Below are 26,552 nucleotides of genomic sequence, written 5' to 3'. Positions count from 1 at the left end.
AATCTTCCCTATTGCAAGAGTCCCGAAGGTTATTCTTTACAATCACACTCATTGGCTAACCCTCGCCGAACCTTGTTGCAGATTAGCATTACGGCAATGGTCCGAATGGGAGGATTTGAACCTCCGACATCTCCCTTCCAAGGGGAGTAGGCTACCAAGCTGCCCTACACTCGGTTATTGGAGCTGGATAAGAGACTTGAACTCTTAACTTTCGCATTACAAGTGCGATACTCTACCAATTGAGTTAATCCAGCATAATGTGGAGTTTAGTTATTTGTTACATAGGTACTCCACTAACCTATTTGAACCTGAAACTGTTGGCGGGAAGTAGAAGATTTGAACTTCTGACCTATCGGTTAACAGCCGATTGCTCTACCACTGAGCTACTGCGGAATGGTGGGCCTAAGTGGACTCGAACCACCGACCTCACGCTTATCAGGCGTGCGCTCTAACCAGCTGAGCTATAGGCCCCTATTGGAGCGGGTGGGGAGAATCGAACTCCCATCATCAGCTTGGAAGGCTGAGGTTTTACCACTAAACTATACCCGCATGTAAGTTGTAATTAAATTGTTATAGTGAGAATGTTTGGTGCGGTAAAGAGGATTTGAACCTCCACGGGGTTAACCCCCACTAGGCCCTCAACCTAGCGCGTCTGCCATTCCGCCACTACCGCTTTGTTTCAGCGACAATTACTAGTATACACCTTCATTTTAATAAGTCAAGAACTTTATCAAAAACTTTTTTAAAATGAATGGTGAGCCGTACAGGATTCGAACCTGTGACCCTCTGATTAAAAGTCAGATGCTCTACCAACTGAGCTAACGGCTCGTATTATAATGAAAGGAACAAACTGTCCTACATACCTTTGATCTCTTTAGTGCGTATACTACGCAATAAAAATGGCTGGGGTAGCTGGATTCGAACCAACGAGTGACGGAGTCAAAGTCCGTTGCCTTACCGCTTGGCTATACCCCATCAATGATAACCTGTTATCAAGTCTCCAGGGATTTGTTCATTTTCTAAAAGTGACCCCTACGGGATTCGAACCCGTGATACCGCCGTGAAAGGGCGGTGTCTTAACCGCTTGACCAAGGGGCCGCAATCACATTGACGTTTCAACAAGTGAATCGTTTGTTGCGCTTGTCTTAGTCGACTTTTACTATTATAGACAGGGTTCTCTTATCCGTCAACCTTTTTCATCAATCTTTTTTAAAAAAACTTTTCTATAGTCTTTAAAACGTTGATATAACAACCTTTCGCCCTGTCTGTTTTATTTTAAAAATGCCGTTGACCACCTCCATATCTAAATAAATATAAAAGACATGCAATCGTTGCGATTGCATGTCTTTTATATTTATTTCATCTTTTCTATCTTCCCTGCACATTTTCCACAGCGGTATTTCGTACAATCCATTCTTCTGCGTCTTGGATAATCCAATCCGCAAGCCGTGCAACGATATAAATGGATAATCGTACTTTTCGCTCTGCGTTCCGCAAGCGGCTTACAATGACGAGGTGAATTGGTCTTTCTCAGTAGCTCTTTAAAGTCTGGATCTCCATGTTTATATCCTTTACCTTCTATATGAAGATGATAATGGCAAAGTTCATGTTTAATGATCCCGACTAATTCTTCTTTATCATGAAGTTTAATAACTAACGGATTAATCTCTATAAAATGATTGCTTAACTTATAGCGACCACCCGTTGTCCGCAGTCTGCTATTAAAAATCGCTTGATGGACAAACGGTTTATGAAAGTTTTCCAACGAGATCTGCTCAACCAGCTGCTGTAAATATTCTTCTGACATGCTGATTCTCTCCTTTATTTCTTAAGAGGAAGCATAGATAACGCGATTCGCCCTTTTTTACGATCTACAGAATCTATCCATACTGTAACAATATCACCTGATGCCACAACGTCTAAAGGATGCTTTACATAACCATTTTTCATTTTAGATATGTGTACTAATCCATCTTCTGAAACGCCAATATCTACAAATGCACCAAAGTCCACTACGTTACGGACAGTTCCTTGTAATTCCATACCTTCATGCACGTCTTTAATATCGAGCACATCTGCTTTCAGTAAAGGCTGAGGATAATCATCTCGTGGATCACGGTTTGGACGCTGCAATGTTTGAATAATATCCTGAAGCGTGATTTCCCCTACATCCAACTGTACCGCAAGTTGCGCAATATCTACTTGTTCAAGAGCAGTTGTTGCATCTTCAGTACCTAGCTGGGACTTAGTAAGCTTTAACTCTTTCAATACCGCTTCTGCAACTTTATAGCTCTCGGGGTGAATTCCTGTCGAGTCAAAACGTTCTTTTGATTCCGGTATACGCAAGAAGCCAATTGCCTGTTCATAAGTTTTCGCTCCTAGTCTTGGTACCTTTTTCAATTCTGTGCGTTTTGTAAACTTCCCTACTTCTTCTCTCGCTTTGACTATATTCTCTGCTACTGTTTTAGATAGGCCAGAAACATATTGCAACAACGACGATGAAGCAGTGTTGACATTAACCCCAACTCGGTTAACCGCTGTTTCTACAACAAATGAAAGCGAATCCGTTAGGTTCTTTTTTGCTACATCGTGTTGGTATTGCCCGACGCCAATAGATTCGGGATCGATTTTCACAAGTTCCGATAACGGATCTTGTAGTCGGCGCGCAATAGATACCGCACTTCTTTGTTCCACTTGTAAGTCTGGAAACTCTTCTCGCGCTTTTGCAGAAGCTGAATACACACTTGCCCCCGCTTCATTAACAATTACATAAGAAACCGGCTCTTTCACTTCTTTAATTAGATCCACGATGAACTTTTCCGTCTCCCGCGACGCAGTACCATTACCGATCGCGATGATGGAAATTGGATACTTCTTTAGTAAATCTAGAATTACTTTCTTAGATGCATCTTTCTGAGGTTTCGGCGGATGCGGATAAATAACAGAAATATCTTGGAGTTTCCCTGTTTCATCTACCACTGCTAGTTTACAACCTGTTCTGAACGCCGGATCTACACCGAGTACTGTTCTACCCTTTAGCGGCGGTTGCAGTAATAGACTGCGCAGATTCTCGGAAAACACATGAATAGCTTGAGTTTCAGCCTTTTCAGTCAGAGCTGTACGAACTTCTCTTTCTATTGAAGGAGCGATTAGACGTTTAAAAGAATCTTCAAGCGCTTCTTTTATATAAGTTGCAGAAGTAGAAGGGTGCCTTTTAAGATACATACGTTCTAAATCACCAATAATGCGATCTGTAGGGAAACTTACGCCTACACGCAATACATCTTCTTTCTCCCCGCGATTAATAGCTAGAACACGGTGAGGTACGATCTTATTAAGAGGTTCTTCGTATTCGTAGTAGTTTTCAAAGACTTTTCTTTCATCTTCCGCATCCTTTTTCAAGATTGCGGTCAATTTTCCAGACGCCCATGTGATTTTACGTATTTTCTCACGCATCGTTGCGTCTTCCGATACTCTTTCCGCAACGATAAACTTTGCTCCTTCTAGAGCATCTTCTATTGAATGGATTTCTTTTTCAGGATTAATATACGTTTGTGCAATAGTCTCAATGTTCGCAGACGACTGTTGCATGAGTTGATCAGCCAGTGGCTCTAGACCGTTTTCAATCGCAATCATTGCCTTCGTACGTCTTTTTTGTTTATAAGGGCGATATAAGTCTTCGATTCGTTGCAATACACTCGCACGCTCTATCTCAGCCTTTAACGCATCATCCAGTTTCCCTTGCTCTTCTATCAAACGAAGGACTTCTTCTTTCCGCTGTTCAAGCGATTTTATATAATGATATGCATCTTCAATATCTTTGATCTGTACTTCATCGAGTGACCCCGTCGCTTCTTTTCTATAACGCGCAATAAAAGGTACTGTGTTGCCTTCTTCCAACAATGCGATAACGCTTGCAGTTTGACGTTTACCAATTCCCGCCCGGCTTGCAGTTGCTTCCATAAGATCTTTTGACAATTCAACCACCCCTTCTTCTTTCCACATAATAGCATGTTTCGAAAACAGTTTCCTTCTGCAACCTTTTATTTTTTGACACAAAAAAGCTGCTTCAACTTAATGAAGCAGGCTAGCTGAGATGAATGTGGCATCATCGTTATCTTCAATTGTACCTTCAACTTTTTTGTACAATTGGTACGGAGTAGAGTTTTCCTGTAGATACTTTTTAGGACTGCGCAAGTTTACACCATCAGAATGAAGGAAGAATCGATCATTCTTATTATAAGGATATCTTTGCGTACGCGGTGATTGTGGTCTGCCCGATAGATAGCCCATTACCGGCAATGGATAAATCATCTGACCATTTGATTGCAGGATATAGATCCGAATGTTACCAACGCAACTATATTCCAAGGTTTGTTGTTCGAAATACACTTTTACAATCCCTACTGCAGCACCTCGTTTATGCAACATCTGTTTATTGCAACGATGCAACAAATCGTCAGGTGATTCATGATGATAGTGTTTTAAGACTTGTGGAATTATTTCTGCTGACTCTTTCGCTTCTGTTCCACTACCCAAGCCATCTGCAATAGCACAAATGAAATAATCTTCTTCTGAATGAATGTAGTATGCATCCCCAGAATCTTTATTACCCTTTTTGGACTGTTGGTATATATATGCTTCTACATAGTCATTCTCAAAAGTTTCCACTAATTTGCACCACCACTCGTTAAAATCACTTCTTGTAACTTTTTAATCGCTTTCCGTTGAAGACGTGAAACGTGCATTTGAGAAATATCCAGTAATTCTCCAGCTTCTTTCTGGCTCATCTGATCGATATATGTATACTGAATAATCTGACGTTCTCGTTCACTTAAAACGTTTAGGGCGTTTAATACAAGCATGCGTTGATCTGTTTTTTCAAAACCGTCATCCGTCTCACCAATAATATCAAGCAGCGTGATCGTTCCACCCTCTGAATCCGCGTCCAAAGTATGATCAATTGACAGCGCTTGGTAGCTCCTGCCCATTTCCATCGCTTCAAGAACTAATTCTTCGTCGGTACCTAGATATTCTGCAATTTCATAAACCATTGGTGAACGTTGAAATTCAGTCGTCAATATTTCTACAGCCGCTTTGATTTTCGGACCCAATTCCTTAATTCGACGCGGTACATGAACAGCCCATGTCTTATCACGAAGAAAACGTTTGATTTCCCCGATGATTGTCGGCACAGCAAACGCTTCGAAGTTACGTCCTTGCTCAGGATCGTATCTCCTAATTGCGCCTAAAAGTCCTAGCATTCCTGCTTGGACAATATCCTCATGGTGCGATTGCCCACGTGAATATTTACGCGCAATAGAGTGCACCAGTCGCTCATAATGCAGGACTAGCTGCGTTTGTGCATAGTCGTCATTATTCTCCTGGTAGTCATGTATCCATTGAATGACTTGTTCTTTTGTTTCGTTATCACGAGAAGACTGTTGATTTGACATGGTCTTCTCCCCGCTCTCTGCCCAAATATTTGGTCATGAAAACAATGACACCCTCCCCATGGTCAACTTTGACTTCGTCCATTAAAGTCTCCATCAAATATAGTCCTAAGCCACCTTCTCTAAGAGGTGATTCTTCATTCCAATCTTGGTAAGGACCGACCTTTTTCTTCGTTTCTTCAAAATCGAAACTTTGACCATGATCTGTGACGACAATTTCTAGACGATCTTTATAAAGGGCACAGCCCAAAATTACTTCACCTGTTTTTTCGTCATTATACGCGTGTTGAACAGCATTTGTTACCGCTTCACTCGCAGCAATTTTCAAATCTTCAATTTCATCGTATGTAAATCCAATGCGGCTTGCAAGCCCCGATATGGCTAATCGAGCTACACCAACGTATTGAGGTTTTGCCGGAACTTTTATTTCAATGTAATCAAACGCTTGCATTATTTTCGCCACCTTTAGACTGTTCTATCTCCATAATCTCACTAAGGCCAGTAATTTCAAACAATCGATAAAGGCGTTGGTTTAATCCTTTGATAACCAATTTTCCATTGTGTGCTTTTACTTCCTTATAAAATCCAACAAATACACCTAGGCCAGTACTATCCATATAATTGACCTCAGACAAATCCAATTCAACTTCAATTCCTTCTGCCAATTCTAAATTAGTCAAATGCTCTTTTAGCTTTGGTGCCGTATATATATCGATTTCACCGATAACCTTAAAATTATGCACAAGATCTTTATCCACTTGCTCAACTTGTAAATTCATTTCGCCACCCCGATCGATTTCTCTATTTTCTTAGATGTATAGCGTAACCTAACTTGCTATACACTCCTTGTTTTATACCCATTCCTTTATTTTCTAAACCTTTATTTTGTTTTTTTCAAAATAACTAGAGTAAAGTCATCATGCAATTCATAATTCTGCATTTTAGAAAGTTCACTAAATAAATGATCAACCATCGTTTGAGCACTTTCTGTACGTACGTCACTTAGTAAGTCCTCGATGACATCCATTTCAATAAATCCTTTTTCCGTTCTCGTTTCTGTAACGCCATCTGTCATGATTGCGACGAAGTCCCCATTTTCAAGACGCACTGTACGTTCTTCGTACTTTGCATCTTCTTGTACTCCTAGCAATAACCCTTTGCTCTCAAGCAAACTGAAGTTATTCTCGGATGCACGATAAAACAACGCAGGTTCATGACCAGCTGAAGAATGGCGGAACACAGAGCTTTCCGTGTCATATTTTCCATAGAACATGGAAATAAACATCGTATCGGCAATACTTCGCTCCACCATTTTATTGATGAAGCTTAGCACTTCGGAAGGACTTCTCTGTTCATATCGCAAACTATCCATGCCAAACTTGACCATAGACATATGCATAGCAGCGGACATACCCTTCCCGATAATATCTGCTACCGCTAGACATACCTCATGTGTATTATCATTCAGGAAGTAGACATAATCCCCATTCATTTGTTTAGATGGCTTTGAAGTCCAGCCTATATCCAGACCCTCGACTCGGGGAGTTGTCGTCTGCAACAACGTATTTTGTACACGAACAGCAATATCCATCTCCGTTTGAATGAGTTCCTGTTTGCGAATCAAGCTCTGATGTTCTCTTAGTGCTAGTCCATAATGAATCATCATTTCAATTAAAAAGTCGAATGAAACACTGACATCAGACGGCAGATCCTTAATCAATTGTTCAATTGACGTCTTATGAATACTGATAACATCTTCTGGAGCGATATCCTTTTCTATGAAGCTACGGCTGAATTGCTGTCCCAAATAGAGATCTTCTTCTCCTTTGGAGTGCAGATAATTCTCCAGCATCTGTTTATACTGCTTACCCGCCTCCTGTGGCAATATCATTCAACTCCTAGTGCAACCATTTCGTCGCTGTAATAGTGGTTCCTACGCCCACTTCCGTATCCACTCTGAAATCATCCATTAACCGTTTGACCCCTGGCATACCTGCACCAAGTCCTCCTGATGTCGTATATCCATCTGTCATTACTTTTTGCAAATCAGAAATACCCGGTCCATCATCGGAAGCTGTAATAATTAAGCCTACACGTGGACCTACTGTAACAGACTCTATTTCAATTCTGCCTTTTCCTGCGTAAAGATATATGTTCCTAGCCAGTTCGCTAATAGCCGTTGTAATTCTAGCTTGGTCAACTGTCCCAAAACCAGTGCTCTTCGCTTCATTACGGCCCAATTGTCTAGCAGCAACTATATCCCATTCTGTATTGATCTCTATAGAAGACCTGTGTTCCATGGTCAGGCCTCCAATTCTCTAGTTAATTTCTCTAGCCCATTCTCTAAATCTAATGCTGTAGTAACATTCTCTAAACGTATACCTAATTCAATTAGTGTAATGGCTACAGAAGGCTGAATACCTGTGATGACAACTTTCGCACCCATAAGACTCGTCATATGAATAACATCTCCAAGAACTTTGGCGATAAATGAATCGATGAAGTCGATTGGTGTCAAATCGATCACAACGCCGCGTGCAGACGTTTTATGCAATTGATTCAGTAAATCTTCCTGGAATTGTAAAGCAGTCTGATCGTCAAGCTCCACTTGGATAGATACAATCAATGTGTCTTTTAGCTTTAGAATCGGGATTCGCATCTTCATACTACTTTTCCTCCTCCACAATTGTACGTCCTGTCATTTCTAGCGCTTTCTGCATGCCTCTGCGTAACGTACTAGTTGTCGAGAAATCTGTCAGATTAATACCTAGCGTGACAATAGTCTGCGCAATCTCTGGACGAATTCCGACAAGCATACATTTCGCACCGACTAAACGAACAGCATCAGCCGCTTGAATAATATGGTGTGCAACCATCGTATCTACAACTGGTACACCCGTGATATCAAGCAATACAACTTCAGCACGTTGCTTAACAACGCCTTCGAGTAGATTCTCCATGATCAATTTCGCACGTTCCGTATCAATCGTACCCACTAACGGCATGACAGAGATTTTGTCGAACACAGGAATCAACGAAGCCGAAAGCTCTTGCAATGCAATCTTCTGCAAGATATCTGTACGTTCCCACTTTGTAGAGTATTCTTCGATGATGCTTTCTCTCAATGGATTGATCCAGTTAGAGAAGATATTCACACCTTGTCGTAGATTAGACTCTTCCAATATCCCTATTTCAAAGAATAAGTTATATACTACCGAAGAAAACGTATCAATTGCACGGTTAATAAATTTAATGGACCAACCAAAATGAATGATTTTTTCTGTGAACTCGTCCAATCGTGCCTTGTCCACTTTTTCGCGTGCAGCTAGATTAGAAGTCATAAGCTCAGTGAATTCTCTACTTGTCGTTGCTACTACCGCAGCCGGCATTAAGTCTAAGAAACGCTCATCCGCATTCTCTTTCATTTCTTCCACCCAGCGCGTAGTGATTGTATCTATATTATCGGCTATTCCTTTTCTCATAACTTCATTCATCGTTATTTGTTCCTCCCTACATCTTCAATTATCTCTATTGTATCGAATTTCTCTACAAACTACATGTTTTTAGTCATTTTTTTGAAATCAAAAAGTAAAACACTATAACCGATTGGCTATAGTGTTTTTAAGCAGCCATTGGTTACTAGCACCATCTGCAATAAGTATTATTAGATATATGTATGCTAAAATTTAATAAGTCCGAAGCTTACTTGCAACGCTTCGTCGACTTGTTTCATTAACGCATCGTCTAAGTGAGTTATTTTGTCTGTGAGCCTTGACTTGTCGATTGTGCGGACTTGCTCGAGCAGGATGACTGAATCCCGCTCGAATCCATGCCGTGCCGCTGTAATTTCGACATGTGTCGGCAATTTTGCTTTTTGTATTTGTGCAGTAATGGCTGCTACAATAACTGTGGGACTGAATCGATTACCGATATCATTTTGAATGATCAGTACCGGTCTAGTTCCACCTTGTTCAGAACCGACTACAGGTGACAAATCTGCAAAAAAGACGTCTCCGCGTTTAATTGCCAACTTTTCATCCTCCGCTGACGCAACGTTCTACGGTATGCTGAGCTTCAAATTCCGCATATAAACATTCTGCCGCTATGTTGAGGTTGATCTGCGACATTTCCACATAACCTCTAATCATGGCTTCACGCAATAAGGAAGCTTCACCATTTTCGATATGTTTCACATTTGTCATATAAACGAAATCTTCTTGCACTTGCTCCCATTGAAAGATTGCGTCTTCATTTTGCTGTTGCAATCTGGTCGAGGCTATACTAAGTATTCCTTTATCGTTTTTATCCGTACGCAAATCGAGCACCTCCGACAAACCCATCCCTTTATTTCTATATCATTTCTATCTTACCATTTATATTGGAATATGAAAAGACAAGGATTTGAGTGTTCTGACAAGAAATACTAGTTTAGTCAGTAGCGTGTCGAATCGAATGGACATTACGTCATATATTCTGCCAGATAGTTTCGACCTTTATTACGTATAGATTCTAGGTATTCGTGTGGAAAACGTTACAGCTACTTCATAGGGAATTGTGTGTAAACGTTCAGACCATTCTTCTATAACTATTTCTTCGTTGCCTTGTTTGCCTATCAATACTACTTTTTCACCTTCAGGGTATTCACAAGGTAATCGGATCATGCATTGGTCCATACAAATGGTTCCGACAATAGGCACCCTTTTACCGTCAATCAGCACTTCCTGCCCGTCCAGCGAACGCTTCAATCCATCTGCGTAGCCTATCGGCAATGTAGCAATCCATTCTCCTTCAGCTGCTTCATACGACCCACCGTAGCTAATTTTTTCACCAGCCGTCATTTTTTTCACATACGCTACTTCAGTTTCAATCGTCAATGCCCGTTCGAGTTTAAAAGGTAACTGCTTCGCTACCGTATCGGAAGGCGGGATGCCGTATAAACCTATACCAAAACGAACGGCATCTAATGCGTAATCAGGAAACAGTAGTGCCCCTGCACTATTTGACGCGTGAACGAGACGTGGCTTTTTAGGCAAGCAATTCACAAGGTGCATGAATCGTTCAAACTGTCGCCGCGTTGGCTCTCGATCCTCTTCATCAGCACGTGAAAAATGAGTAAATACACCATCTATAGCTAGACTAGACTGTTGAATACATTTCACTAATTGCGCAAGTTCTTCTTCAGTTCGTACTCCAATTCTACCCATTCCGCTGTCGATTTTTACATGAATTCTACATTTATTATCAAACGGTTGCTGAGCATTTACTTGTTTTACCCAATTCGCACTTGTGACCGTTAGAATAATACGTTGCTGCGCCGCTATAGCTGCAAACGAAACTGGTGAAACCCCCAGCACAAGTATATCGGCAGTTGGCTGTGTTTTTCTAAGCGTCATTGCTTCGTCCGGCGTGGCAACAGCGAACATTTCTGCTCCCGCCTGCAATGCAGCGGAAGCAGCCTCTGCTACTCCATGCCCGTAACCATCTGATTTAACGACCGCGATCAGCTTAGTTTCTTTAGGTAAATAAGAAATGAGGTGTTTTGCATTATGCTTAATAGCCGCTGTATTAATAATCGCACGTGTTGGCCGATATTCCGTTTCGTTGAACATTACTTTCCACCTCGTTATAGGATAGACTGTCGCATAAAATAATTATCTATCCAAAGGCATAGCCAAGTCAATTGATTTCAGTTGTTGATTATTTCGATTCTGTTGCTGTCATCGAGTTTGCTACAGTAATTAACTCTTCCTTGCTTAACATATCCGATGCCACAAAGAACGCCATGCCATTCGCTTCCCAATGAATCGATTGTTCTGTCAATGCCGCCACTGCGAATCCTAGATCAACGGGATCACCTTCTATGGATACAGGCATTTCATTTAATGGCTTTTCAGCTGGTTCCTGAATAACAACATACTCCTTATCCCCACTGAATGTCATGATCACACGCTGTCCATTCTCAATTTCTACACTCTTCTCTTCTGACAGTGTCGTACCTTGAAGATTTGCAACCGGATAGTAGGTTTGTTGATTCGCCTTAGCTTGGTCTTCCCCATCATCTTCTGTTGCTTCTTCATCAGTATCTGCTTTGTCACCGTCCGCTTTCGGTTTTTCCATTTTCACCTTATATTCAGCAACTTTATGCTCTACACCCAATGCAATCTTATCGAACTTAATGGAGATCTTTTCTTCACCATTTTCATCGTGAATCGTCACCTTGCTTGGCAACAATGTCTTTTTATCAATATGAATCTTCTGAGTTGGTAAAAGTGACTTATGATTATTGCGTGTAGCCGTTTCAAAGACATACTCTTTTTCCTTTTCTTCCATGACCGCCGCTTTGTCTGCCTTAATATCTTCAGCAAGGGTTCCGATTAAGTATCCTTGACTGTTCTGGGCAGGCCAATCACTTTGGAACTTATACGTTTTACCTAGTGATGGTGTAATGACGAATACACCTTCTTCGTTACGAACAATCATTTGTGACTCACCATTACCCGATTGCGTCACATTTACTTTGTAAAACTCTGGCTTGGTATGCCATACTTCTACATTGTACACCCGAGGTTCTGAACCTGTTTTGATTTCCATCGAGGCATTTAGCTCATAGCCTTTTGTTTCATTCCACTTATTGCTAAGCTTCTTCATGACATCTTCTTTGGAAGGCTTACCGCATCCTCCTAGTACCAACATAACTGCTACAACTGCTAATAACATAATCTTTTTCCGCATTCTTTTCATCCTTTCTCCAATCAATTCGGGTAGCTTATCTTATGAGAGGGATGAATCGAATATGCGAGCTTGTTTTAATTTCTATTTGGCCGCTTTCAAGATTCTATCAAAACCACTTGCGCCGCAGCTACTGTTTGAGTGTGTGTAATGCTGACGAACCCTTGAGCTAGCTGTTTACGGAAGTACAGTACAGGACGTCCGCTTGCTTCAGCAATGACTTCAATATCGAGAAAATTGCAATCTGTTCCGATTCCAGTGCCGCGAGCTTTCGAAAACGCTTCTTTCGCAGCAAACCGACCTGCCAAGTATTCTATTTTTCGATGACCACTTAAAGTTTCATAAACACTTAATTCCCTTTCGGATAATATGCGCTCTCGAAATTTACTATTGCGACCATCCAAACGAGCTACGCGATCCAATTCTACGATGTCTAATCCAATTCCTTGAATCAAAATGAACAACTCCTTTCCCTTCAAGTTAAATACTATGTATAATCAGTACAGAAGATTGAGGTGAAACCATGTTTATACGAACAGAAAACTTTTCACAATATGTTCGCGCCTACCCCGTCGTGACATTTTTGTTAGCCTTGAATATCGGGATATTTATCTACACACTGATTCCCGGCATTGGAGATCAACTCTTTTTACTTGGCTTAGGGGACAACTTCCTCATTGCGAATGGAGAGTATTGGCGCCTACTAACACCGATGTTTTTGCATGGCGGTTTCATGCACCTGCTATTTAACATGTTCTCGCTTTTCGTTTTCGGACCAGAGCTTGAGAAGATTGCAGGGAAAGCACGTTTTATTACGGTGTATATGTTAGCCGGCTTGTTCGGCGATATCGCAACATACTTCGTGCAACCTGCTGCTTATACGCACGTCGGTGCAAGTGGTGCGATTTTCGGTGTGTTTGGTGCGTTTGGTGCGCTTGTGTATTATACGAAGCATGCATTCCCGCAGTTGAGACAGGTTATTTTACCGATTATCGTCATTAGTATTGTGATGACATTTGTCGGGACGAATATTAACGTGACAGCGCATATTGCTGGGCTGATCACCGGCTTCCTGATTGGACTGAGCTTCTTCAATCCGAAGAACATCGTCAGTTGGCGAAAAAAATAGCGTCATGCAAAGCCAGACAGGGATTATCCTTGTTTGGCTTTTTGCATAGAAACAGAAAAGTGTACACATGTGTGAAGGATAGAGATTTGCGCTCCAGGTAGACGCGTCCCCTCCGAAGCGCCATTCCCCTCCACCATCCCTCGTCAGCTTATCCACTTTCATTTAGTCACAAAAGCCAGACAGGTTTAGTTGTCTGGCTCTGTTTGTGTATGTGTTTCTGGGGTTTCTGGATGATACTCATACCAAGACAAGAACTTTTCTGCATCTTCCTGCGGCATGTGGCGAATCGCTGGGGCGTCGAGTGTCATGCCGGATTTGACGTTGGCTGTGATGGTTGCGACTCTTTTTCTCCGGTGGAAATAGTTCTGATCTACTTCCATCGACTGAATACGATTCTTTTCGGTGAACACTGTCTGCCGACTGATTGCGCGAAAACGCATCGTCAATTGCTTCGGCAAGATCGTGTAAGCAGCTGTATTGTATTGCCAAATGCCAAGCAATCCGACTAGCGGTAAGAGTAATAATGTCAGCAAGCCATACGGGAAAAAATTATACGAGACAATCGCTATTGGAATCAATGTCACAAGTAATTTAAAACGGTAGTAAAAACGCTTCCCTCTGCTTCCAATTTTCTCTTTCGGCTCACTAAAGTCTATATTCGGAAACAGCTCCTGCAACGGTTCTATAATACGGTTTCGTTTTGCTAAGGGAAACAGTTTGATACGCGAACCTTCCCCTACCCCTCCCGCACTATTGATAATGACCGCTCCATAGCCGAATAGCTGGCGTAAAGGGTTTTCAGCTATAGTAATATTTTGTACACGTTTCAACGGAACAGTTACTCGTTTCTTCTCAAGCAACCCTCTGGTTATAATTAGATCATCTTTCTCAAGCATGACTTTGAAATCGTAATTCGCAAGGAATGTCATCGCGACGGATAGTAGCCAAACGATCAGAAAGCCGAGTACTATTAAAATCGTGATGACGAAGACGCCAATACGGATGAATGATTCTAACTCTCCAAACAACCAGTCGTACGGTATAAGTTCTTCGATTTGCGATAAAAACACGAGAGCACCCGATAAAATAACCCCAATGCCCCCTGACGTTGTCGCAAGCATGAGCAAGTCGCCTGTCGTCATAGAGAAAATGACGGGTGCTGGTTGATGCACGGTTTGAATTTCTTCTTCAGGTTCTCGAAACAACTGCCATTCCTCTTGATGAGACAAGACAGGCATAGGTCCGATTATTTTCACTTTTTTTGCTTGTTGAATTTCACGTTCAATCTGTTCGGCTGCTTCTTTCGTGATTGCAGTCAATTCTGCTTCAGCATCTTTACCGGAAGAAGAACCCGCCGTTTCGATTTTAACTTTTACTAATTGAAATGGACGATGAAAAATCCCTTCTGTGTAATCTAAGCTTTGAATGCGGTCAAAAGGGATATAACGCTTTTTCCTGACAAACAAACCCGATACGATACGCAGTTCTTGATCCTCGAACCAATAATCAAAGCGACGCCATTTCACAATACCTGATACAAGCGTAAATACGATTAACACACCAAACAGGAGTAACGTCCAATATTGGATATACCAAGGCGCTGTACTCTCTCCTTTGAAACCATTCACAAAGACTAAAATAATGAATGGACCAATTAAATCTTTCAGTGTTTTCGCAGTCTCGACGACAGCTGTGATCCAATGAAGTTTATAGCGTTGTTCAGACATCGTCTTTCGCCACCCTTGCAAACGTCGAAATCCGATTGCGCAGTTCATCCGCCTCTTCTGTTACTAATGCAGGAATGGAATGATTTGTTGCTGCGGTAGAAATCGTGATGGACGCTAGACCATATTTGCGTAGAATCGGTCCTTCTGCTGTATCCACGTGCTGAACACGCACCATCGGTATCAGCGTGCGATTGACGATAAACAATCCGTGCTGCAGCTCTATCTCCGCTTCACGCACTTCATAACGCCAGCGTTGCCAACGTATTTTTGGAAATAAATAAATTGATAAAAATGCATATAATAGTACAGCTACAGAAACGACGATCATAATCCAAACGGGCCAATTAAAAAAACATGATAAAAAACCAACTCCGACTGCGATCAGCAATATAATGACGCTTTGAATCGTTCCATATAATCTCCACACCGTTAACCCTTTTCTGGAGATTTGATTTGACGGTTGTTGCCTCACTAGATCCACCTCTTTTCGAATACCTACACATACATACGTAACAACATGCAAAATGTTTCATTTAATCGATCATATCATATTCACGACAAAAAAATCCGGGCTGCTATAATGCAGGCCCGGATTTTTGTCTATTTTATCTTTCTGAACGATTACTGCTGCTGCGTCTTGATGCGCCATCTCTTCTTGCGCCATCGCGAGGTCCGCTGCTACGTCTGTTTGATCCACCAGCTGATGAACCGCCACCGCTTCTGCCGCGTCCGCCTTGTGAACGTCCGCCGCCACTACGATTGCCGCCTTTATAGCCGCCAGAACGTGATGAAGAAGGTCTGCGTGAAGGTAATGGACGCTCTTCTGAAATACTTACAGGCGTCTCATCAACGCTTTTAGTCAATGACTTAAGTGCTGCTGCTACAATTTCTTTTGCATCATGCTTCTCAAGTAATTGTGCTGCTAATCCAGCATAATCCTCTGAATTTTTCTGTTCAATTGTTTCTACCAATGAATCCACTGCATTTTTCTTCTGTTCAAGCAAAGCCTCATCAGAAGTTGGTGGACGTAAAGGAGTCATACGCTTCTTAGTCGTTTCCTCAACGATGCGAAGGTAGCCCATTTCACGTGGTGTTACGAATGTAACAGCCACTCCACTTTTACCAGCACGGCCAGTACGACCGATACGGTGAACATAGCTTTCTGGATCTTGTGGAATATCAAAGTTGTAAACGTGTGTTACACCTGAGATGTCTAATCCACGTGCAGCTACGTCTGTCGCTACAAGTACATCGATTTTATTGTCTTTGAACTGACGCAAAACTGACATACGTTTTGCTTGTGTCAAGTCACCGTGGATTCCTTCAGCAATATAGCCGCGAATACTTAGTGCATGAGCCAACTCATCTACCCGGCGCTTTGTACGGCCGAATACGATAGCCAATTCAGGTTGTTGAACGTTCAACAATCTTGATAACACATCAAATTTCTCACGTTCATGAGACTTTACGAAGAACTGTTCAATGTTCTCAACAGTCATTTCTTTTGATTTGATTTTTACTATTTCTGGGTTTTTCATGAAAGTTTCTGCAATTTTACGGATTGGAGCAGGCATAGTTGCTGAGAATAGCAATGTCTGGCGCTCAGCCGGTACGCTTGCAAGAATTGTGTTAATATCTTCGATGAAGCCCATGTTCAACATTTCATCTGCCTCGTCCAATACAAGTGTTTGAACGTGATCAAGCTTCAATGTTTTACGGTTAATATGATCCAAAATACGTCCCGGTGTACCGACTACGATATTTGGATTGTTACGAAGTGCACGGATTTGACGTCCGATTTCCTGTCCACCATAAACGGAAAGTACTTTCGCGCGGCTACCGAAGCCTACTTTGTAAATTTCTTCTGATACTTGGATTGCCAATTCACGTGTCGGTGCGATGACCAACGCTTGAACTGCAGTGCTTTTAGGATCCAATTTCTCAATGATTGGAATACCGAATGCTGCCGTTTTACCAGTACCTGTTTGTGCTTGCCCGATTACGTCGCGGCCTTCCATACCAAAAGTGATTGTCCCCTCTTGGATTGGTGTAGCCTCTTCAAACCCCATGCGTAGCAAAGCGTTTTGTGTTGTTTCACTAATGTTCAAATCTGAAAACTTTGTCAAAATATTCAATCTCCTTTATTTCTCCATTTGACAATTGGTTACATCTGCAAATGAAAGCGCGGCAAATTCGAGCCATGTACTTTGAAAGTTGGGAGCGTTTCCGATATATCCATCTCTGGTTTATAAAAAGAATCTTCTAGAAGGATTCTTGTGGGTGCAGAGGGGTCATATCAATTACACCTATCGTAATTGCGTCCAGATTTTTATACAGCACAATGTAAAACCCGTGACATACAAGGAAAGCTCGGTCCTTGCCGAGCGGTGAAAACAGCAAATCATTGCTAGTCTGCCTACTAATCACCGTTTTATTCAAAAAAAAGTACTCTCCGTATAATATAACGGAAGAGTGCCGTGTAAATGTATCCAATTCCTTTCATCATTCTACCATGGCTTACACAAGACTGCAACGAATCCGCTTAAGTTCCATTAATCAGTCTTTGCCCATGAACTTCAGTACTTTTGGAAACCATACATGGCGATCTTCGCTATAACAAATATGGTGCTTGCCATGTTCAGAATAAATTAGATGCTTTTCTTTTGATCCGAGCTGTTCGTACAGTAAATCTGCTGTGACTGCAGGGACGATACCATCTTGCTTCCCTTGTACGATACAAACAGGCGTTTTGACTTGATGGTGATACGGTCGCACTTCGCGCACTACGCGCAAAAACTCTAACGCCACACGCACTGGAGTATTTGTCAGCTTATAGTTATATAGATGATAGAACGAATCAGGAGGAAAATCCCTATGTCTTAAGGAACTTATCATGATTTTAGCGTCTTCCAATAAAATACGTGGACTAATATATTTTGCCGCAGCACTTAATAGCACAAGCTTTTTGATCGGATAACGCAGAGCCAAATACATGGCGATCAAACCACCCATGGAGAAGCCGACGACTATGACGTTATCCACTTCTTTTTGTAGTCTTCTTAATTCTAACTCCGCGACCATCATCCATGACTTGGCTGAACCTTTCTGGATACCCCGATCCATTTCATGCCCAGGTAAAACCGGCACTACTACTTTCCAATCGGTATGATTCTGTAGAAACCTTTTGAACGGAGCGACTTCAAAAGGACCGCCTGTAAATCCGTGAACGATGAGAACACCAGTCGTCACAACTGTTCCTCTGCAAGCATTGCGATGATTCGTTCTAACTTCATTCCTCTAGACCCTTTAAACAATACTACTGTCTGCTCTGTTAGTTTCGGGCGCAATGCCTCCGCCAGCAAGTCCGTATCATTCGCCGTCCACATGACTTCTCCCGGATAATCCGTCAATTGATCAGCCAACCATTTCATGCGTGATCCAAAGAGCGCAATTCCCTTCACGTTCATTCTCTTTACATCCTCTGCCAGTCCTTCATGATAGTGCCGTTCATCGGCGCCAAGCTCCAGCATATCGCCAAGGACGAGCCACTTGTCTTCTTTGACGGATGTCTCATCTATAAAACGGAATGCCGCACGCATAGAAGTTGGCGCTGCGTTATAAGCATCATTAATAAGTAATGATCCGTTTTTGCCTGCCACTGGTTGCATGCGCATATCCGTTAATGACGTTCCACTTAGTGATTCTTCGATTTGTTTTTCGCTCAAGCCTAACTCTTTTGCGATCATGATCGCGACCAGCGCATTTTTCACTTGATGGGATCCGTAAACAGGAATCGTAAACTGACCTTCAAGTTTCCCCGTCACAGTGAATGAACTGCCTTGATCGGTAGATAAAATATGTTGCGCAGTCAAATCTGCTTGATCATAGCCGAATGACACACTATAGAAATCGGGTTGTTGACGTACTAGCTCTTGCAGTAACGGTTCGTCACCGTCGTACAATAGCATGCCGCCACTCGTCAAACCGTCGGTAATTTCAAACTTCGCTTTGGCAATCCCTTCACGAGAACCGAGATCTTGCATATGCGCCTCACCAATATTTGTTATGACAGCAAATTGCGGTTTAGCGAGTGTTGACAAGAAAGAGATTTCTCCAAAGCCACTCATCCCCATTTCAAGAATGGCTACTTCTGTGTCGTCTTCAATAGTTAATAATGTTAAAGGCAAGCCAAGCTCATTATTGAAGTTGCCTTCCGTTTTTTTAACGTTGCGATAAGGTGATAATACTCCGGCAATCAGATCTTTTGTCGACGTTTTACCATTTGACCCTGTTACTCCGATGATAGTACACGTCAATTCACTTCGGTAGCTACGGGCCATTTGCTGTAATGCTAGTTCTGCATCCTCGACGAACAACAGCGGTATATCTGCAGGCGGATTCGGTTCATCTTTCAGCCATAGTGCTGCGATTGCTCCTTGCTCAATTGCCCCTTTGACGTATTGATGGCCATTTACTTGTTCCCCTCTAAAAGGGATGAACAAATCCCCCGCTTGCACATTCCGTGAATCGATGCAGACGCCTGTTACTTCTTGCTCTGCGACATGCTGTCCTTCTGCCTGAAGCCATTGCTGGATCGTTGATAGATTTCGTTTCACGATACTTCCTCCACTCAGTCCATTGTATATTGTAGTTGTTGCTTTTCTATATGACGTTCTACTGCCAGTTCAATTAGCTGATCGATTAATTCAGGATAGGTCAATCCGGATTTTTGCCACAGCAATGGGAACATACTAGTTGGCGTGAAGCCTGGTAATGTATTCACTTCATTGATCAATACTTCATCGTCTGCTGTGACGAAAAAGTCTGCACGGACGAGACCCGAACAGTCAAGAACTTTAAACGCACGAATCGCCATATCGTTCATATGCTCTGCTACAGTAGATGGCACTTCAGCCGGAATCGATAATTCTGTGCTTTGATCTTTGTATTTGGCTTCATAATCGTAAAAGTCAGCAACCGGACGGATTTCTCCTGCAATCGACACTTTAGGTTGATCGTTTCCAAGGACCGCCATTTCGATTTCACGCGCCACAATACCTTGCTCTACGATAATTTTGCGATCGAACTTCAACGCTAGCTCAATTGCCGTTTTAAGCGATTCGCGATCATCCGCTTTACTGATTCCGACACTCGACCCAAGGTTAGCCGGTTTGACGAACATCGGATACGAAAGTTCTTGTTCCGCCTGATCCAATAATTGCTCAGCGTGTTCTTTCCACGCACTACGAATAAAGTGGACATATGCAACTTGCGCTAAACCGGCTTGAGCAAATAATTGTTTCATTACGACTTTATCCATGCCCGCTGAAGAAGCAAGCACCCCATTACCTGCATACGGGATATTTAAAACTTCAAATAAACCTTGCACAGTTCCGTCTTCCCCATTTGTTCCGTGAAGAAGTGGCAAAATAACGTCAGGCATATCTCCTTGCAAAAAACTGCCGATGTCATCTGACTTTGGTTGTTCACTTTTTAGACGCAATGTCTCGATCTCTGATACAGGTCCAGTCAACGGTTCACCTTTTAACCACTCACCTTGCATCGTAATATAGATGGGTAACACTTCATACTTATCTAAATCAAGCGCTTGTGTAACCGCGCGTGCCGTGGATAGTGACACTTCATGCTCTGCGGATTTCCCGCCATATACTAAACCTAATCGTCTTTTCATGTAATCTCCTCGCATTCCGTAGTTTTCATTCATATAGTTTACCATGAACGGAGCCAATTCATGAATGAAAAGCCAACGTTCTTCATTCTTTTTACTTCTTTTTATTTCTAATAGAAACCAATCATTTCACAACTCGTCCAGTAATGGGTGTACTTCTTAAAAAGTTTTGCGATATAATAGGTGATTATAGTAAGAGAATACTAGCTTAAGAAAAGGTGAGTTCATAATTGAAGCAAACAAACAGGCTAGGTGAACGATTTGACTGGACACTTGCCTTTATCATTTTACTTTTCGCGATCATCAGTTTTTTCGTCATTGGATCCGCTCAAACCTCTGAGCAATATACACAGAACTTCGTTTTAAAACAAGTGAGATGGTATATACTCGGTTCCTTCATCGTCGCAATGGTGATGTACTTTGAACCAGAGCAGTATAAAAAGTTCGCTTGGTATTTCTATGGTTTCGGTATTTTTCTATTGGTTTTTCTTATGTTGGCGCCCGGTGGACCAGGTCAAATTGCAGAAATGCGTTACAGTGCAAAGCGATGGTTGCATTTACCTGTCATCGGAACCATTCAGCCTGCTGAGTTCATTAAAACGTTCTTTATTATTGGACTTGCCAAGATGGTCAGCACGCATAACGAACGTTCTTTAAACAGGACATATACAACCGATTTACTGTTGCTCGGTAAAATTGCGCTAATGCTAGTCGTTCCGCTATTCCTTATCATGAAGCAACCCGACCTCGGAACTTCACTGGTATTTATATCGATTACGGCAGCTATCGTTATCGTTTCGGGTATTTCATGGAAACTGCTCGTTCCCATCTTTTCATTAGGCGCGGCAGCCGCTGGTGGTATATTATGGATGTCATTGTTCGCACAAGACTTACTCGATAAATTCGGCTTTTCACCTTATCAGTTTAAGCGAGTGTATTCATGGCTTGACCCGTACTCTTACCCGACCGACGAGGGGTATAACCTCATTACGGCAATGACCGCAATAGGCTCAGGAGAACTGACAGGCAAAGGGTTTCTAGAGCGCGTCGTTTACATCCCCGAGAATCATACCGACTTCATCTTCAGTGTAATAGGTGAAGAATACGGTTTTATCGGTGCTTGTTTAGTCATCACCTTATATTTCATTTTAATTTATCATTTAACCAAAGTAGCTCTTTCACTACATGATCCGTTCAGCGTATATGTATGTACAGGGATCATTGCGATGATTGCGTTCCATGTATTCGAAAACATCGGCATGAATATTCAACTATTACCGATTACAGGAATCCCATTGCCGTTCATCAGTTACGGAGGAAGTTCCTTATTCAGTAATATGCTGGCCATCGGTTTAATCTTTAGTATGAAGTTCCATCAGCGGACCTATTTATTTGATGCGGATGACGATGATTTGTAATGAATGAATGCCACGCCCCCCTTTTCGAGCAGTCACAAATTGTGTAGACTGTATAGGAATGGGGGTTTTTTTATGTCAACTTTACCAAATTGTCCAAAATGCCAATCGGAATATACGTACGAAGATGGAAACCTTCTTGTTTGTCCGGAATGTGCATACGAGTGGACTCCAGGATCAGTGGAAGAATCCGACTCCTTAGAAATGCCAGAGATCAAGGATGCTAATGGCAATGTGTTGCAGGATGGAGATTCTGTAACAGTCATCAAAGATTTAAAAGTGAAAGGAAGTTCCAATCCACTGAAAATGGGAACGAAAGTAAAAAGTATCCGTTTAGTAGATGGCGATCATAATATCGATTGTAAAATTGATGGATTTGGCGCTATGCAACTAAAATCGGAGTTTGTGAAGAAAATTTAATACTTTACCTAACACGAAAAGCTCACCCTCGAACATTCGGGGGTGAGCTTTTCGTATGATCTTATGTTTAGTTAGTTTGAACAGGCGGTACTTGTACTGCAGGCGTCAACGCTTGCAACATATCGCTTCTAGATTTTGTGAGTTTTGCGGAAACACCAAGCTTTGCCAAATTGGAAATAATTTTCTTGAAATCCATCTCTTTAGCCACTTCTTCCACCTCAACCTTCTGGGTTAATTATATAGACGTTTAATCACTTATGAAGTTCTCGATTTTTTAAAAAATTATTGATTACCTATATCATACCACTTTACTTGCATTTTAAATCTTTCATTTATGTTACATTTTCACTTTTTTTGCAAGTTTTAAACCTTTTTTAAAAAAACAGATGATTTCACATACCCCCCATACGTATGTTACGATGAATATAAATGAAAGGTGGTGGACAACCAGTGACATTATTACCCGAAGACTCTTTGCTAGAAGAAGTAGAAGTTTCCTGCCGCAAGAGTCATCATTCAGAAGAAATTAAAACGAACTTGACCCATCGTTTAAACCGTATCGAAGGTCAGATCCGTGGCATTAAAGGGATGGTAGAGCGCGATGTATATTGTGATGATATTATTACCCAACTGTCTGCTACACAATCTGCTTTGAATAGTGTCGCCAATGTTTTATTGGATGGACACTTAAAAGGCTGCGTCAAAACTAGATTAGCTGAAGGGGACGAAGAAGTATTAGATGAACTGGTCAAAACCATAGCTAAATTAATTAGAAAATAGGAGGAATCATACATGACAGAAACAACATTGAAAGTATCAGGAATGACATGCAACCATTGTGTACAAGCAGTTGAAGGTGCTTTAACAGAATTAACAGGAGTAGAACGTGCTTTGGTTGATTTAAAAGCTAATAACGTAGTAGTTCAGTACGATGAATCAGCGGTAAACGTGGCTCAGATGACAGAAGCAATTGAAGATCAAGGATATGACGTCGAAGCGTAACGAAAGAGGTGTCCTGCATCATGAGTGAACAAAAATCAGAATTTGCTATTACAGGTATGACGTGTGCAGCTTGTGCTAATCGCATTGAAAAAGGTCTGCAACGATTAGAAGGTGTATCTACTGCTAACGTGAATTTTGCGACAGAAAAGGCAGCTGTTACATTTGATTCTGAACAAATAGGATTAACTGACGTAGAAGAACGAATTCGAAAGCTAGGTTATGATGTGTTGATGGAAGAAGTAAATCTGAATATTAGTGGCATGACATGTGCGGCTTGTTCTGCACGCATTGAAAAAGTATTATCACGTACGTCTGGTATTCAATCTGCTTCCGTCAACTTAGCACTTGAAACTGCTCATGTAAGTTATGACCCTGCCGCTTTAGATTTAACGGATATTTTACAAAAGATTAAAAAGATCGGTTATGAAGCAGCACCTCGTTCAGAGGAATCCGCTGAACAAACTGATCATCGGCAGAAGGAGATAGATGAAAAGACGCGCAAGCTGATTATTTCCGCTATCCTGTCCTTGCCGCTTTTGTGGACGATGTTCGCACACTTTTCCTTCACTTCTTGGATGTATGTGCCGGAAATATTTATGAATCCCTATTTCCAATGGGCATTAGCTACACCCGTACAATTTTGGATTGGTGCTACGTTCTATAAAGGCGCGTATGCTGCTCTACGTAATGGCAGTGCCAATATGGACGTACTCGTTGTACTCGGTACGTCTGCCGCCTATTTCTATTCGGTCTATCTTGTATTGACTGGTTTCGCACTAGAACATGGGTTGTATTTCGAAACAAGTGCAGTGTTAATTACATTGATTTTATTAGGTAAAGTATTCGAAGCACGTGCTAAAGGTCGCTCATCAGATGCAATAAAAAATCTGATGAAGTTGCAACCACAAGTGGCTATTTTAGAACGCGATGGTGAAGTCATCGAAATACCTATTCACGAAGTAGCTCACGGAGATATTCTAGTTATTCGGCCTGGAGCTTCTATTCCGGTGGACGGAATTGTCTTATCTGGAGCTTCTGCAGTGGATGAGTCGATGCTAACAGGCGAAAGCTTACCCGTCGATAAACAAAACGGTGATGAAGTATTCGCTGCTACAGTGAATGCTAACGGTTCATTACGCGTAGAAGCATCGAACGTAGGTAAAGACACCATGCTATCCACGATCATTCGGGTCGTAGAAGAAGCACAAGGATCAAAAGCACCCATCCAACGACTGGCTGACCGAATTTCCGGCGTGTTTGTACCTGTCGTTGTCGGAATTGCGATCATTACGTTTCTCATCTGGTATTTCGTAGTCGCACCTGGTGATTTCGAAGCTTCTCTAACAAGCATGATTGCCGTACTGGTCATTGCATGTCCGTGTGCACTAGGTCTCGCTACTCCAACTTCTATAATGGCAGGTTCAGGACGAGCTGCAGAAGAAGGCGTGTTATTTAAAACGGCTGAAGCAATGGAGCAGACTCGATCTATTGATACGATTGTATTTGATAAAACAGGAACGATCACAAAAGGTCTTCCAGAACTGACAGATTTCCATGTTCGGGATGAAAAACAGCGAATGTCTTTGTTATCACTTGCTGCGGCTTCCGAAAGTGACTCTGAGCACCCTGTTGCAAAAGCTATTACTTCTTATGGACTGGAGCAACTTTCTACATTGCCAACGGTTGATTCATTCGAAGCGATTCCGGGTTACGGAATTCGTACAGTGATCGAGGGACAGATTGTTTTACTCGGTACAAAGAATCTACTCTCTCGCTATGATGTGGAATTTGATTCGACAATTGCTTCTGTAGAACAAATGGAAGGCGACGGAAAGACGGTTATGTTCATGGCATTAGACGGTGTACATGAAGCGGTCATTGCCGTTGCGGATATGATTAAGGAAACATCTAGTCAGGCCATTGCTGAGCTACGGGCTATGGGTCTCGATGTCATCATGTTAACTGGAGATCAGCAAATGACGGCACAGGCCATTGCGAATACGGCTGGAATCGATCATGTAATTGCAGGTGTATTGCCGGACCGTAAAGCAGAAGTCATTCGTTCGCTGCAAGCTGAAGGAAAGCGTGTCGCGATGGTCGGTGACGGTATTAACGATGCACCTGCCCTCGCAGTTGCCGATATCGGTATGGCGATGGGTACCGGAACAGCGGTCGCGATGGAAGCGGCTGACGTGACGCTGATGCATGGTGATTTATTACGCGTTGTGGATACAGTGAAGATGAGTGGGTTGACGGTCCGGAACATTAAGCAGAACTTGTTCTGGGCACTTGCGTATAACTCGATCGGCATTCCAATTGCAGCAGCCGGTCTGCTAGCACCATGGCTAGCAGGCGCTGCGATGGCATTCAGTTCGGTGTCAGTCGTGTTAAACGCTTTACGTCTACAGCGAGTGAAGTTGCATTAAAAGTATTAGACTGCCCCAGAAGTCGGAATATACGACTTTCTGGGGTAGTCTTTTTTGTTTTTGAAGTGAAGGTTAAATAAGCTAAACAGATAGGCTGGCAGGAGTGTTGGGGTGGGGATTTGTAATGTAAGTAGATGATACCCTTTACTTGCTCATTAAAATAAGTATTGTAATCGATTTTGAACTGTAGAACTTGAATCTAAAGAAGTTAAAACAAAACAATAATTCACACACTACCTACAGTGAGTGATCTAAGTACCTGCACTATAAAAGTAGGATGGAAGCGGAAGTTGGCGGCGACTCCCGATGGATCAGCTCGAAAGGAGAGACAACCAAAAGAGAGCGCAGCGAACTGGTTGGCTCACCGAGAGCCCATGGGAAAGCGTCCGCCAACTGGAGCTTCCATCCCGAACCACTCACAAACTCACTCATTTCTCCTAAGACTTTGACTTTGACTTTGACTTTGACTTTGACTTTGAATTTGACTTTGAATTTGACTTTGAATTTGCTTTTAATATTTCAAAAACCATCTACAATCCGCTTCCGTCCCCTCACGTATACC

General features: G+C 42.1%; 28 protein-coding genes and 8 tRNA genes. 6 read left to right on the top strand and 30 right to left on the bottom strand.

What is annotated here, in order from left to right:
* Nucleotides 1-97 precede the first annotated feature (97 nt).
* The 23 genes from Q7P97_RS04315 to acpS form a co-directional block, all read right to left on the bottom strand.
* Nucleotides 98-174 (bottom strand) — tRNA-Pro (locus tag Q7P97_RS04315).
* Nucleotides 175-178: 4 nt separating this feature from the next.
* A tRNA-Thr gene (locus Q7P97_RS04310) sits at nt 179-254 on the bottom strand.
* 140 nt (nt 255-394) lie between these two features.
* A tRNA-Ile gene (locus tag Q7P97_RS04305) sits at nt 395-471 on the bottom strand.
* A 4-nt stretch (nt 472-475) separates the two neighbouring features.
* Nucleotides 476-549 (bottom strand) — tRNA-Gly (locus tag Q7P97_RS04300).
* A gap of 37 nt (nt 550-586) precedes the next feature.
* Nucleotides 587-673, bottom strand: a tRNA-Leu gene (locus Q7P97_RS04295).
* Nucleotides 674-752: 79 nt separating this feature from the next.
* Nucleotides 753-828 (bottom strand) — tRNA-Lys (locus Q7P97_RS04290).
* A 72-nt stretch (nt 829-900) separates the two neighbouring features.
* A tRNA-Gln gene (locus Q7P97_RS04285) sits at nt 901-975 on the bottom strand.
* Nucleotides 976-1,026: 51 nt separating this feature from the next.
* Nucleotides 1,027-1,098: transfer RNA gene (locus Q7P97_RS04280), tRNA-Glu, on the bottom strand.
* A gap of 256 nt (nt 1,099-1,354) precedes the next feature.
* On the bottom strand, nt 1,355-1,807 hold the full coding sequence (locus Q7P97_RS04275; protein ID WP_303967048.1) for a SprT family protein: 453 nt from the start codon (nt 1,805-1,807) through the stop codon (nt 1,355-1,357).
* A 14-nt stretch (nt 1,808-1,821) separates the two neighbouring features.
* Complete coding sequence (locus Q7P97_RS04270) at nt 1,822-3,963, bottom strand: Tex family protein (RefSeq protein ID WP_303967054.1); 2,142 nt, start codon at nt 3,961-3,963, stop codon at nt 1,822-1,824.
* 111 nt (nt 3,964-4,074) lie between these two features.
* Nucleotides 4,075-4,671 (bottom strand): PP2C family serine/threonine-protein phosphatase, encoded by a 597-nt coding sequence (locus tag Q7P97_RS04265; RefSeq protein ID WP_303967046.1) that lies wholly within the window; start codon nt 4,669-4,671, stop codon nt 4,075-4,077.
* Nucleotides 4,671-5,456: an RNA polymerase sigma factor SigB gene (gene sigB, locus Q7P97_RS04260; protein ID WP_303967044.1), complete on the bottom strand. Its 786-nt coding sequence runs from the start codon at nt 5,454-5,456 to the stop codon at nt 4,671-4,673. Before sigB ends, Q7P97_RS04265 begins: the two co-directional genes overlap by 1 nt.
* Nucleotides 5,431-5,904 carry an anti-sigma B factor RsbW gene (gene rsbW / locus Q7P97_RS04255; protein ID WP_085427345.1) on the bottom strand — a complete coding sequence of 158 codons (474 nt, stop codon included), beginning with the start codon at nt 5,902-5,904 and terminating at the stop codon, nt 5,431-5,433. The genes sigB and rsbW overlap by 26 nt, the downstream gene beginning before the upstream one ends.
* Nucleotides 5,891-6,232, bottom strand: coding sequence for an STAS domain-containing protein (locus tag Q7P97_RS04250; protein ID WP_303967041.1), 342 nt, complete (start codon nt 6,230-6,232; stop codon nt 5,891-5,893). Before Q7P97_RS04250 ends, rsbW begins: the two co-directional genes overlap by 14 nt.
* 101 nt (nt 6,233-6,333) lie before the next feature.
* Nucleotides 6,334-7,344, bottom strand: coding sequence for a PP2C family protein-serine/threonine phosphatase (locus Q7P97_RS04245; RefSeq protein ID WP_369684314.1), 1,011 nt, complete (start codon nt 7,342-7,344; stop codon nt 6,334-6,336).
* 7 nt (nt 7,345-7,351) lie between these two features.
* The gene (locus Q7P97_RS04240; protein WP_303967037.1) at nt 7,352-7,753 is read right to left on the bottom strand and encodes an anti-sigma regulatory factor; all 402 of its coding nucleotides are present in this window, start codon (nt 7,751-7,753) and stop codon (nt 7,352-7,354) included.
* Nucleotides 7,754-7,755: 2 nt separating this feature from the next.
* On the bottom strand, nt 7,756-8,118 hold the full coding sequence (locus Q7P97_RS04235; protein WP_083034138.1) for an STAS domain-containing protein: 363 nt from the start codon (nt 8,116-8,118) through the stop codon (nt 7,756-7,758).
* Nucleotide 8,119: 1 nt separating this feature from the next.
* Nucleotides 8,120-8,947 (bottom strand): RsbT co-antagonist protein RsbRA, encoded by an 828-nt coding sequence (rsbRA, locus tag Q7P97_RS04230; RefSeq protein WP_303967035.1) that lies wholly within the window; start codon nt 8,945-8,947, stop codon nt 8,120-8,122.
* A 185-nt stretch (nt 8,948-9,132) separates the two neighbouring features.
* Nucleotides 9,133-9,483 (bottom strand): type II toxin-antitoxin system PemK/MazF family toxin, encoded by a 351-nt coding sequence (locus tag Q7P97_RS04225; protein WP_029054722.1) that lies wholly within the window; start codon nt 9,481-9,483, stop codon nt 9,133-9,135.
* 4 nt (nt 9,484-9,487) lie between these two features.
* The gene (locus tag Q7P97_RS04220) at nt 9,488-9,793 is read right to left on the bottom strand and encodes a transcriptional regulator (RefSeq protein WP_303967026.1); all 306 of its coding nucleotides are present in this window, start codon (nt 9,791-9,793) and stop codon (nt 9,488-9,490) included.
* Nucleotides 9,794-9,949: 156 nt separating this feature from the next.
* The gene (alr, locus tag Q7P97_RS04215; RefSeq protein WP_303967024.1) at nt 9,950-11,062 is read right to left on the bottom strand and encodes an alanine racemase; all 1,113 of its coding nucleotides are present in this window, start codon (nt 11,060-11,062) and stop codon (nt 9,950-9,952) included.
* A gap of 88 nt (nt 11,063-11,150) precedes the next feature.
* Nucleotides 11,151-12,185, bottom strand: coding sequence for a LolA family protein (locus Q7P97_RS04210; protein WP_303967023.1), 1,035 nt, complete (start codon nt 12,183-12,185; stop codon nt 11,151-11,153).
* A gap of 95 nt (nt 12,186-12,280) precedes the next feature.
* Nucleotides 12,281-12,637 carry a holo-ACP synthase gene (gene acpS, locus Q7P97_RS04205; protein WP_303967021.1) on the bottom strand — a complete coding sequence of 119 codons (357 nt, stop codon included), beginning with the start codon at nt 12,635-12,637 and terminating at the stop codon, nt 12,281-12,283.
* A 68-nt stretch (nt 12,638-12,705) separates the two neighbouring features.
* Here acpS and Q7P97_RS04200 point away from each other — a divergent pair, with 68 nt between their 5' ends.
* Entirely contained in the window at nt 12,706-13,311 is a 606-nt protein-coding gene (locus tag Q7P97_RS04200) for a rhomboid family intramembrane serine protease (protein WP_303967019.1), read from the top strand.
* A 185-nt stretch (nt 13,312-13,496) separates the two neighbouring features.
* On the opposite strand, the gene Q7P97_RS04195 is transcribed toward Q7P97_RS04200, so the two are convergent.
* From Q7P97_RS04195 to Q7P97_RS04170, 6 genes are all read right to left on the bottom strand, one after another.
* Entirely contained in the window at nt 13,497-15,038 is a 1,542-nt protein-coding gene (locus Q7P97_RS04195; protein WP_303967018.1) for a PH domain-containing protein, read from the bottom strand.
* Complete coding sequence (locus Q7P97_RS04190) at nt 15,031-15,510, bottom strand: PH domain-containing protein (RefSeq protein WP_303967015.1); 480 nt, start codon at nt 15,508-15,510, stop codon at nt 15,031-15,033. Before Q7P97_RS04190 ends, Q7P97_RS04195 begins: the two co-directional genes overlap by 8 nt.
* Before the next feature lie 133 nt (nt 15,511-15,643).
* Nucleotides 15,644-17,164: a degradosome RNA helicase CshA gene (gene cshA / locus Q7P97_RS04185; protein ID WP_303967012.1), complete on the bottom strand. Its 1,521-nt coding sequence runs from the start codon at nt 17,162-17,164 to the stop codon at nt 15,644-15,646.
* A 430-nt stretch (nt 17,165-17,594) separates the two neighbouring features.
* Nucleotides 17,595-18,287 carry an alpha/beta hydrolase gene (locus Q7P97_RS04180; protein WP_303967010.1) on the bottom strand — a complete coding sequence of 231 codons (693 nt, stop codon included), beginning with the start codon at nt 18,285-18,287 and terminating at the stop codon, nt 17,595-17,597.
* Entirely contained in the window at nt 18,284-19,654 is a 1,371-nt protein-coding gene (locus tag Q7P97_RS04175) for a UDP-N-acetylmuramoyl-tripeptide--D-alanyl-D-alanine ligase (RefSeq protein ID WP_303967007.1), read from the bottom strand. The genes Q7P97_RS04180 and Q7P97_RS04175 overlap by 4 nt, the downstream gene beginning before the upstream one ends.
* A 14-nt stretch (nt 19,655-19,668) precedes the next feature.
* A complete protein-coding gene (locus Q7P97_RS04170; protein ID WP_303967004.1) occupies nt 19,669-20,730 on the bottom strand; it encodes a D-alanine--D-alanine ligase in 1,062 nt (353 codons plus the stop codon).
* Nucleotides 20,731-20,957: 227 nt separating this feature from the next.
* On the opposite strand from Q7P97_RS04170, the gene Q7P97_RS04165 reads away from it, so the two are divergent.
* Complete coding sequence (locus tag Q7P97_RS04165; RefSeq protein ID WP_303967001.1) at nt 20,958-22,145, top strand: FtsW/RodA/SpoVE family cell cycle protein; 1,188 nt, start codon at nt 20,958-20,960, stop codon at nt 22,143-22,145.
* A gap of 72 nt (nt 22,146-22,217) precedes the next feature.
* The gene (locus Q7P97_RS04160) at nt 22,218-22,562 is read left to right on the top strand and encodes a zinc ribbon domain-containing protein YjdM (protein ID WP_303966998.1); all 345 of its coding nucleotides are present in this window, start codon (nt 22,218-22,220) and stop codon (nt 22,560-22,562) included.
* A gap of 67 nt (nt 22,563-22,629) precedes the next feature.
* On the opposite strand, the gene Q7P97_RS04155 is transcribed toward Q7P97_RS04160, so the two are convergent.
* Nucleotides 22,630-22,770 carry an Lmo0850 family protein gene (locus Q7P97_RS04155; RefSeq protein WP_198166243.1) on the bottom strand — a complete coding sequence of 47 codons (141 nt, stop codon included), beginning with the start codon at nt 22,768-22,770 and terminating at the stop codon, nt 22,630-22,632.
* Nucleotides 22,771-23,012: 242 nt separating this feature from the next.
* Here Q7P97_RS04155 and Q7P97_RS04150 point away from each other — a divergent pair, with 242 nt between their 5' ends.
* From Q7P97_RS04150 to Q7P97_RS04140, 3 genes are read left to right on the top strand one after another with little or no spacing between them, the layout of a single operon-like run.
* On the top strand, nt 23,013-23,342 hold the full coding sequence (locus Q7P97_RS04150) for a metal-sensing transcriptional repressor (RefSeq protein WP_303966995.1): 330 nt from the start codon (nt 23,013-23,015) through the stop codon (nt 23,340-23,342).
* Between the two features lie 12 nt (nt 23,343-23,354).
* The gene (copZ, locus tag Q7P97_RS04145) at nt 23,355-23,564 is read left to right on the top strand and encodes a copper chaperone CopZ (RefSeq protein WP_303966993.1); all 210 of its coding nucleotides are present in this window, start codon (nt 23,355-23,357) and stop codon (nt 23,562-23,564) included.
* 20 nt (nt 23,565-23,584) lie between these two features.
* Nucleotides 23,585-25,990, top strand: a complete 2,406-nt coding sequence (locus Q7P97_RS04140; protein WP_303966990.1) for a heavy metal translocating P-type ATPase — start codon at nt 23,585-23,587, stop codon at nt 25,988-25,990.
* Nucleotides 25,991-26,552 lie beyond the last annotated feature (562 nt).

It is taken from the genome of Sporosarcina ureae (genome assembly GCF_029267015.1).
GTDB classification, from domain to species: Bacteria; Bacillota; Bacilli; order Bacillales_A; family Planococcaceae; genus Sporosarcina; species Sporosarcina ureae_D.
Note: the sequence above shows the minus strand (reverse complement) of the source record. Positions and strands in the feature narration are given on the sequence as shown.

Bases quoted from the DNA above. Each gene is read 5' to 3' on its own strand.
- Q7P97_RS04240 (WP_303967037.1), bottom strand. From the start codon at position 7,753: ATGGAACACAGGTCTTCTATAGAGATCAATACAGAATGGGATATAGTT.
- Q7P97_RS04210 (WP_303967023.1), bottom strand. From the start codon at position 12,185: ATGCGGAAAAAGATTATGTTATTAGCAGTTGTAGCAGTTATGTTGGTA.
- Q7P97_RS04200 (WP_303967019.1), top strand. From the start codon at position 12,706: ATGTTTATACGAACAGAAAACTTTTCACAATATGTTCGCGCCTACCCC.
- Q7P97_RS04220 (WP_303967026.1), bottom strand. From the start codon at position 9,793: ATGGGTTTGTCGGAGGTGCTCGATTTGCGTACGGATAAAAACGATAAA.
- sigB (WP_303967044.1), bottom strand. From the start codon at position 5,456: ATGTCAAATCAACAGTCTTCTCGTGATAACGAAACAAAAGAACAAGTC.
- Q7P97_RS04160 (WP_303966998.1), top strand. From the start codon at position 22,218: ATGTCAACTTTACCAAATTGTCCAAAATGCCAATCGGAATATACGTAC.
- Q7P97_RS04140 (WP_303966990.1), top strand. From the start codon at position 23,585: ATGAGTGAACAAAAATCAGAATTTGCTATTACAGGTATGACGTGTGCA.
- Q7P97_RS04270 (WP_303967054.1), bottom strand. From the start codon at position 3,963: ATGGAAGCAACTGCAAGCCGGGCGGGAATTGGTAAACGTCAAACTGCA.
- alr (WP_303967024.1), bottom strand. From the start codon at position 11,062: ATGTTCAACGAAACGGAATATCGGCCAACACGTGCGATTATTAATACA.
- Q7P97_RS04245 (WP_369684314.1), bottom strand. From the start codon at position 7,344: ATGATATTGCCACAGGAGGCGGGTAAGCAGTATAAACAGATGCTGGAG.
- Q7P97_RS04235 (WP_083034138.1), bottom strand. From the start codon at position 8,118: ATGAAGATGCGAATCCCGATTCTAAAGCTAAAAGACACATTGATTGTA.
- Q7P97_RS04275 (WP_303967048.1), bottom strand. From the start codon at position 1,807: ATGTCAGAAGAATATTTACAGCAGCTGGTTGAGCAGATCTCGTTGGAA.
- Q7P97_RS04195 (WP_303967018.1), bottom strand. From the start codon at position 15,038: ATGTCTGAACAACGCTATAAACTTCATTGGATCACAGCTGTCGTCGAG.
- Q7P97_RS04250 (WP_303967041.1), bottom strand. From the start codon at position 6,232: ATGAATTTACAAGTTGAGCAAGTGGATAAAGATCTTGTGCATAATTTT.
- copZ (WP_303966993.1), top strand. From the start codon at position 23,355: ATGACAGAAACAACATTGAAAGTATCAGGAATGACATGCAACCATTGT.
- Q7P97_RS04170 (WP_303967004.1), bottom strand. From the start codon at position 20,730: ATGAAAAGACGATTAGGTTTAGTATATGGCGGGAAATCCGCAGAGCAT.
- rsbRA (WP_303967035.1), bottom strand. From the start codon at position 8,947: ATGAATGAAGTTATGAGAAAAGGAATAGCCGATAATATAGATACAATC.
- rsbW (WP_085427345.1), bottom strand. From the start codon at position 5,904: ATGCAAGCGTTTGATTACATTGAAATAAAAGTTCCGGCAAAACCTCAA.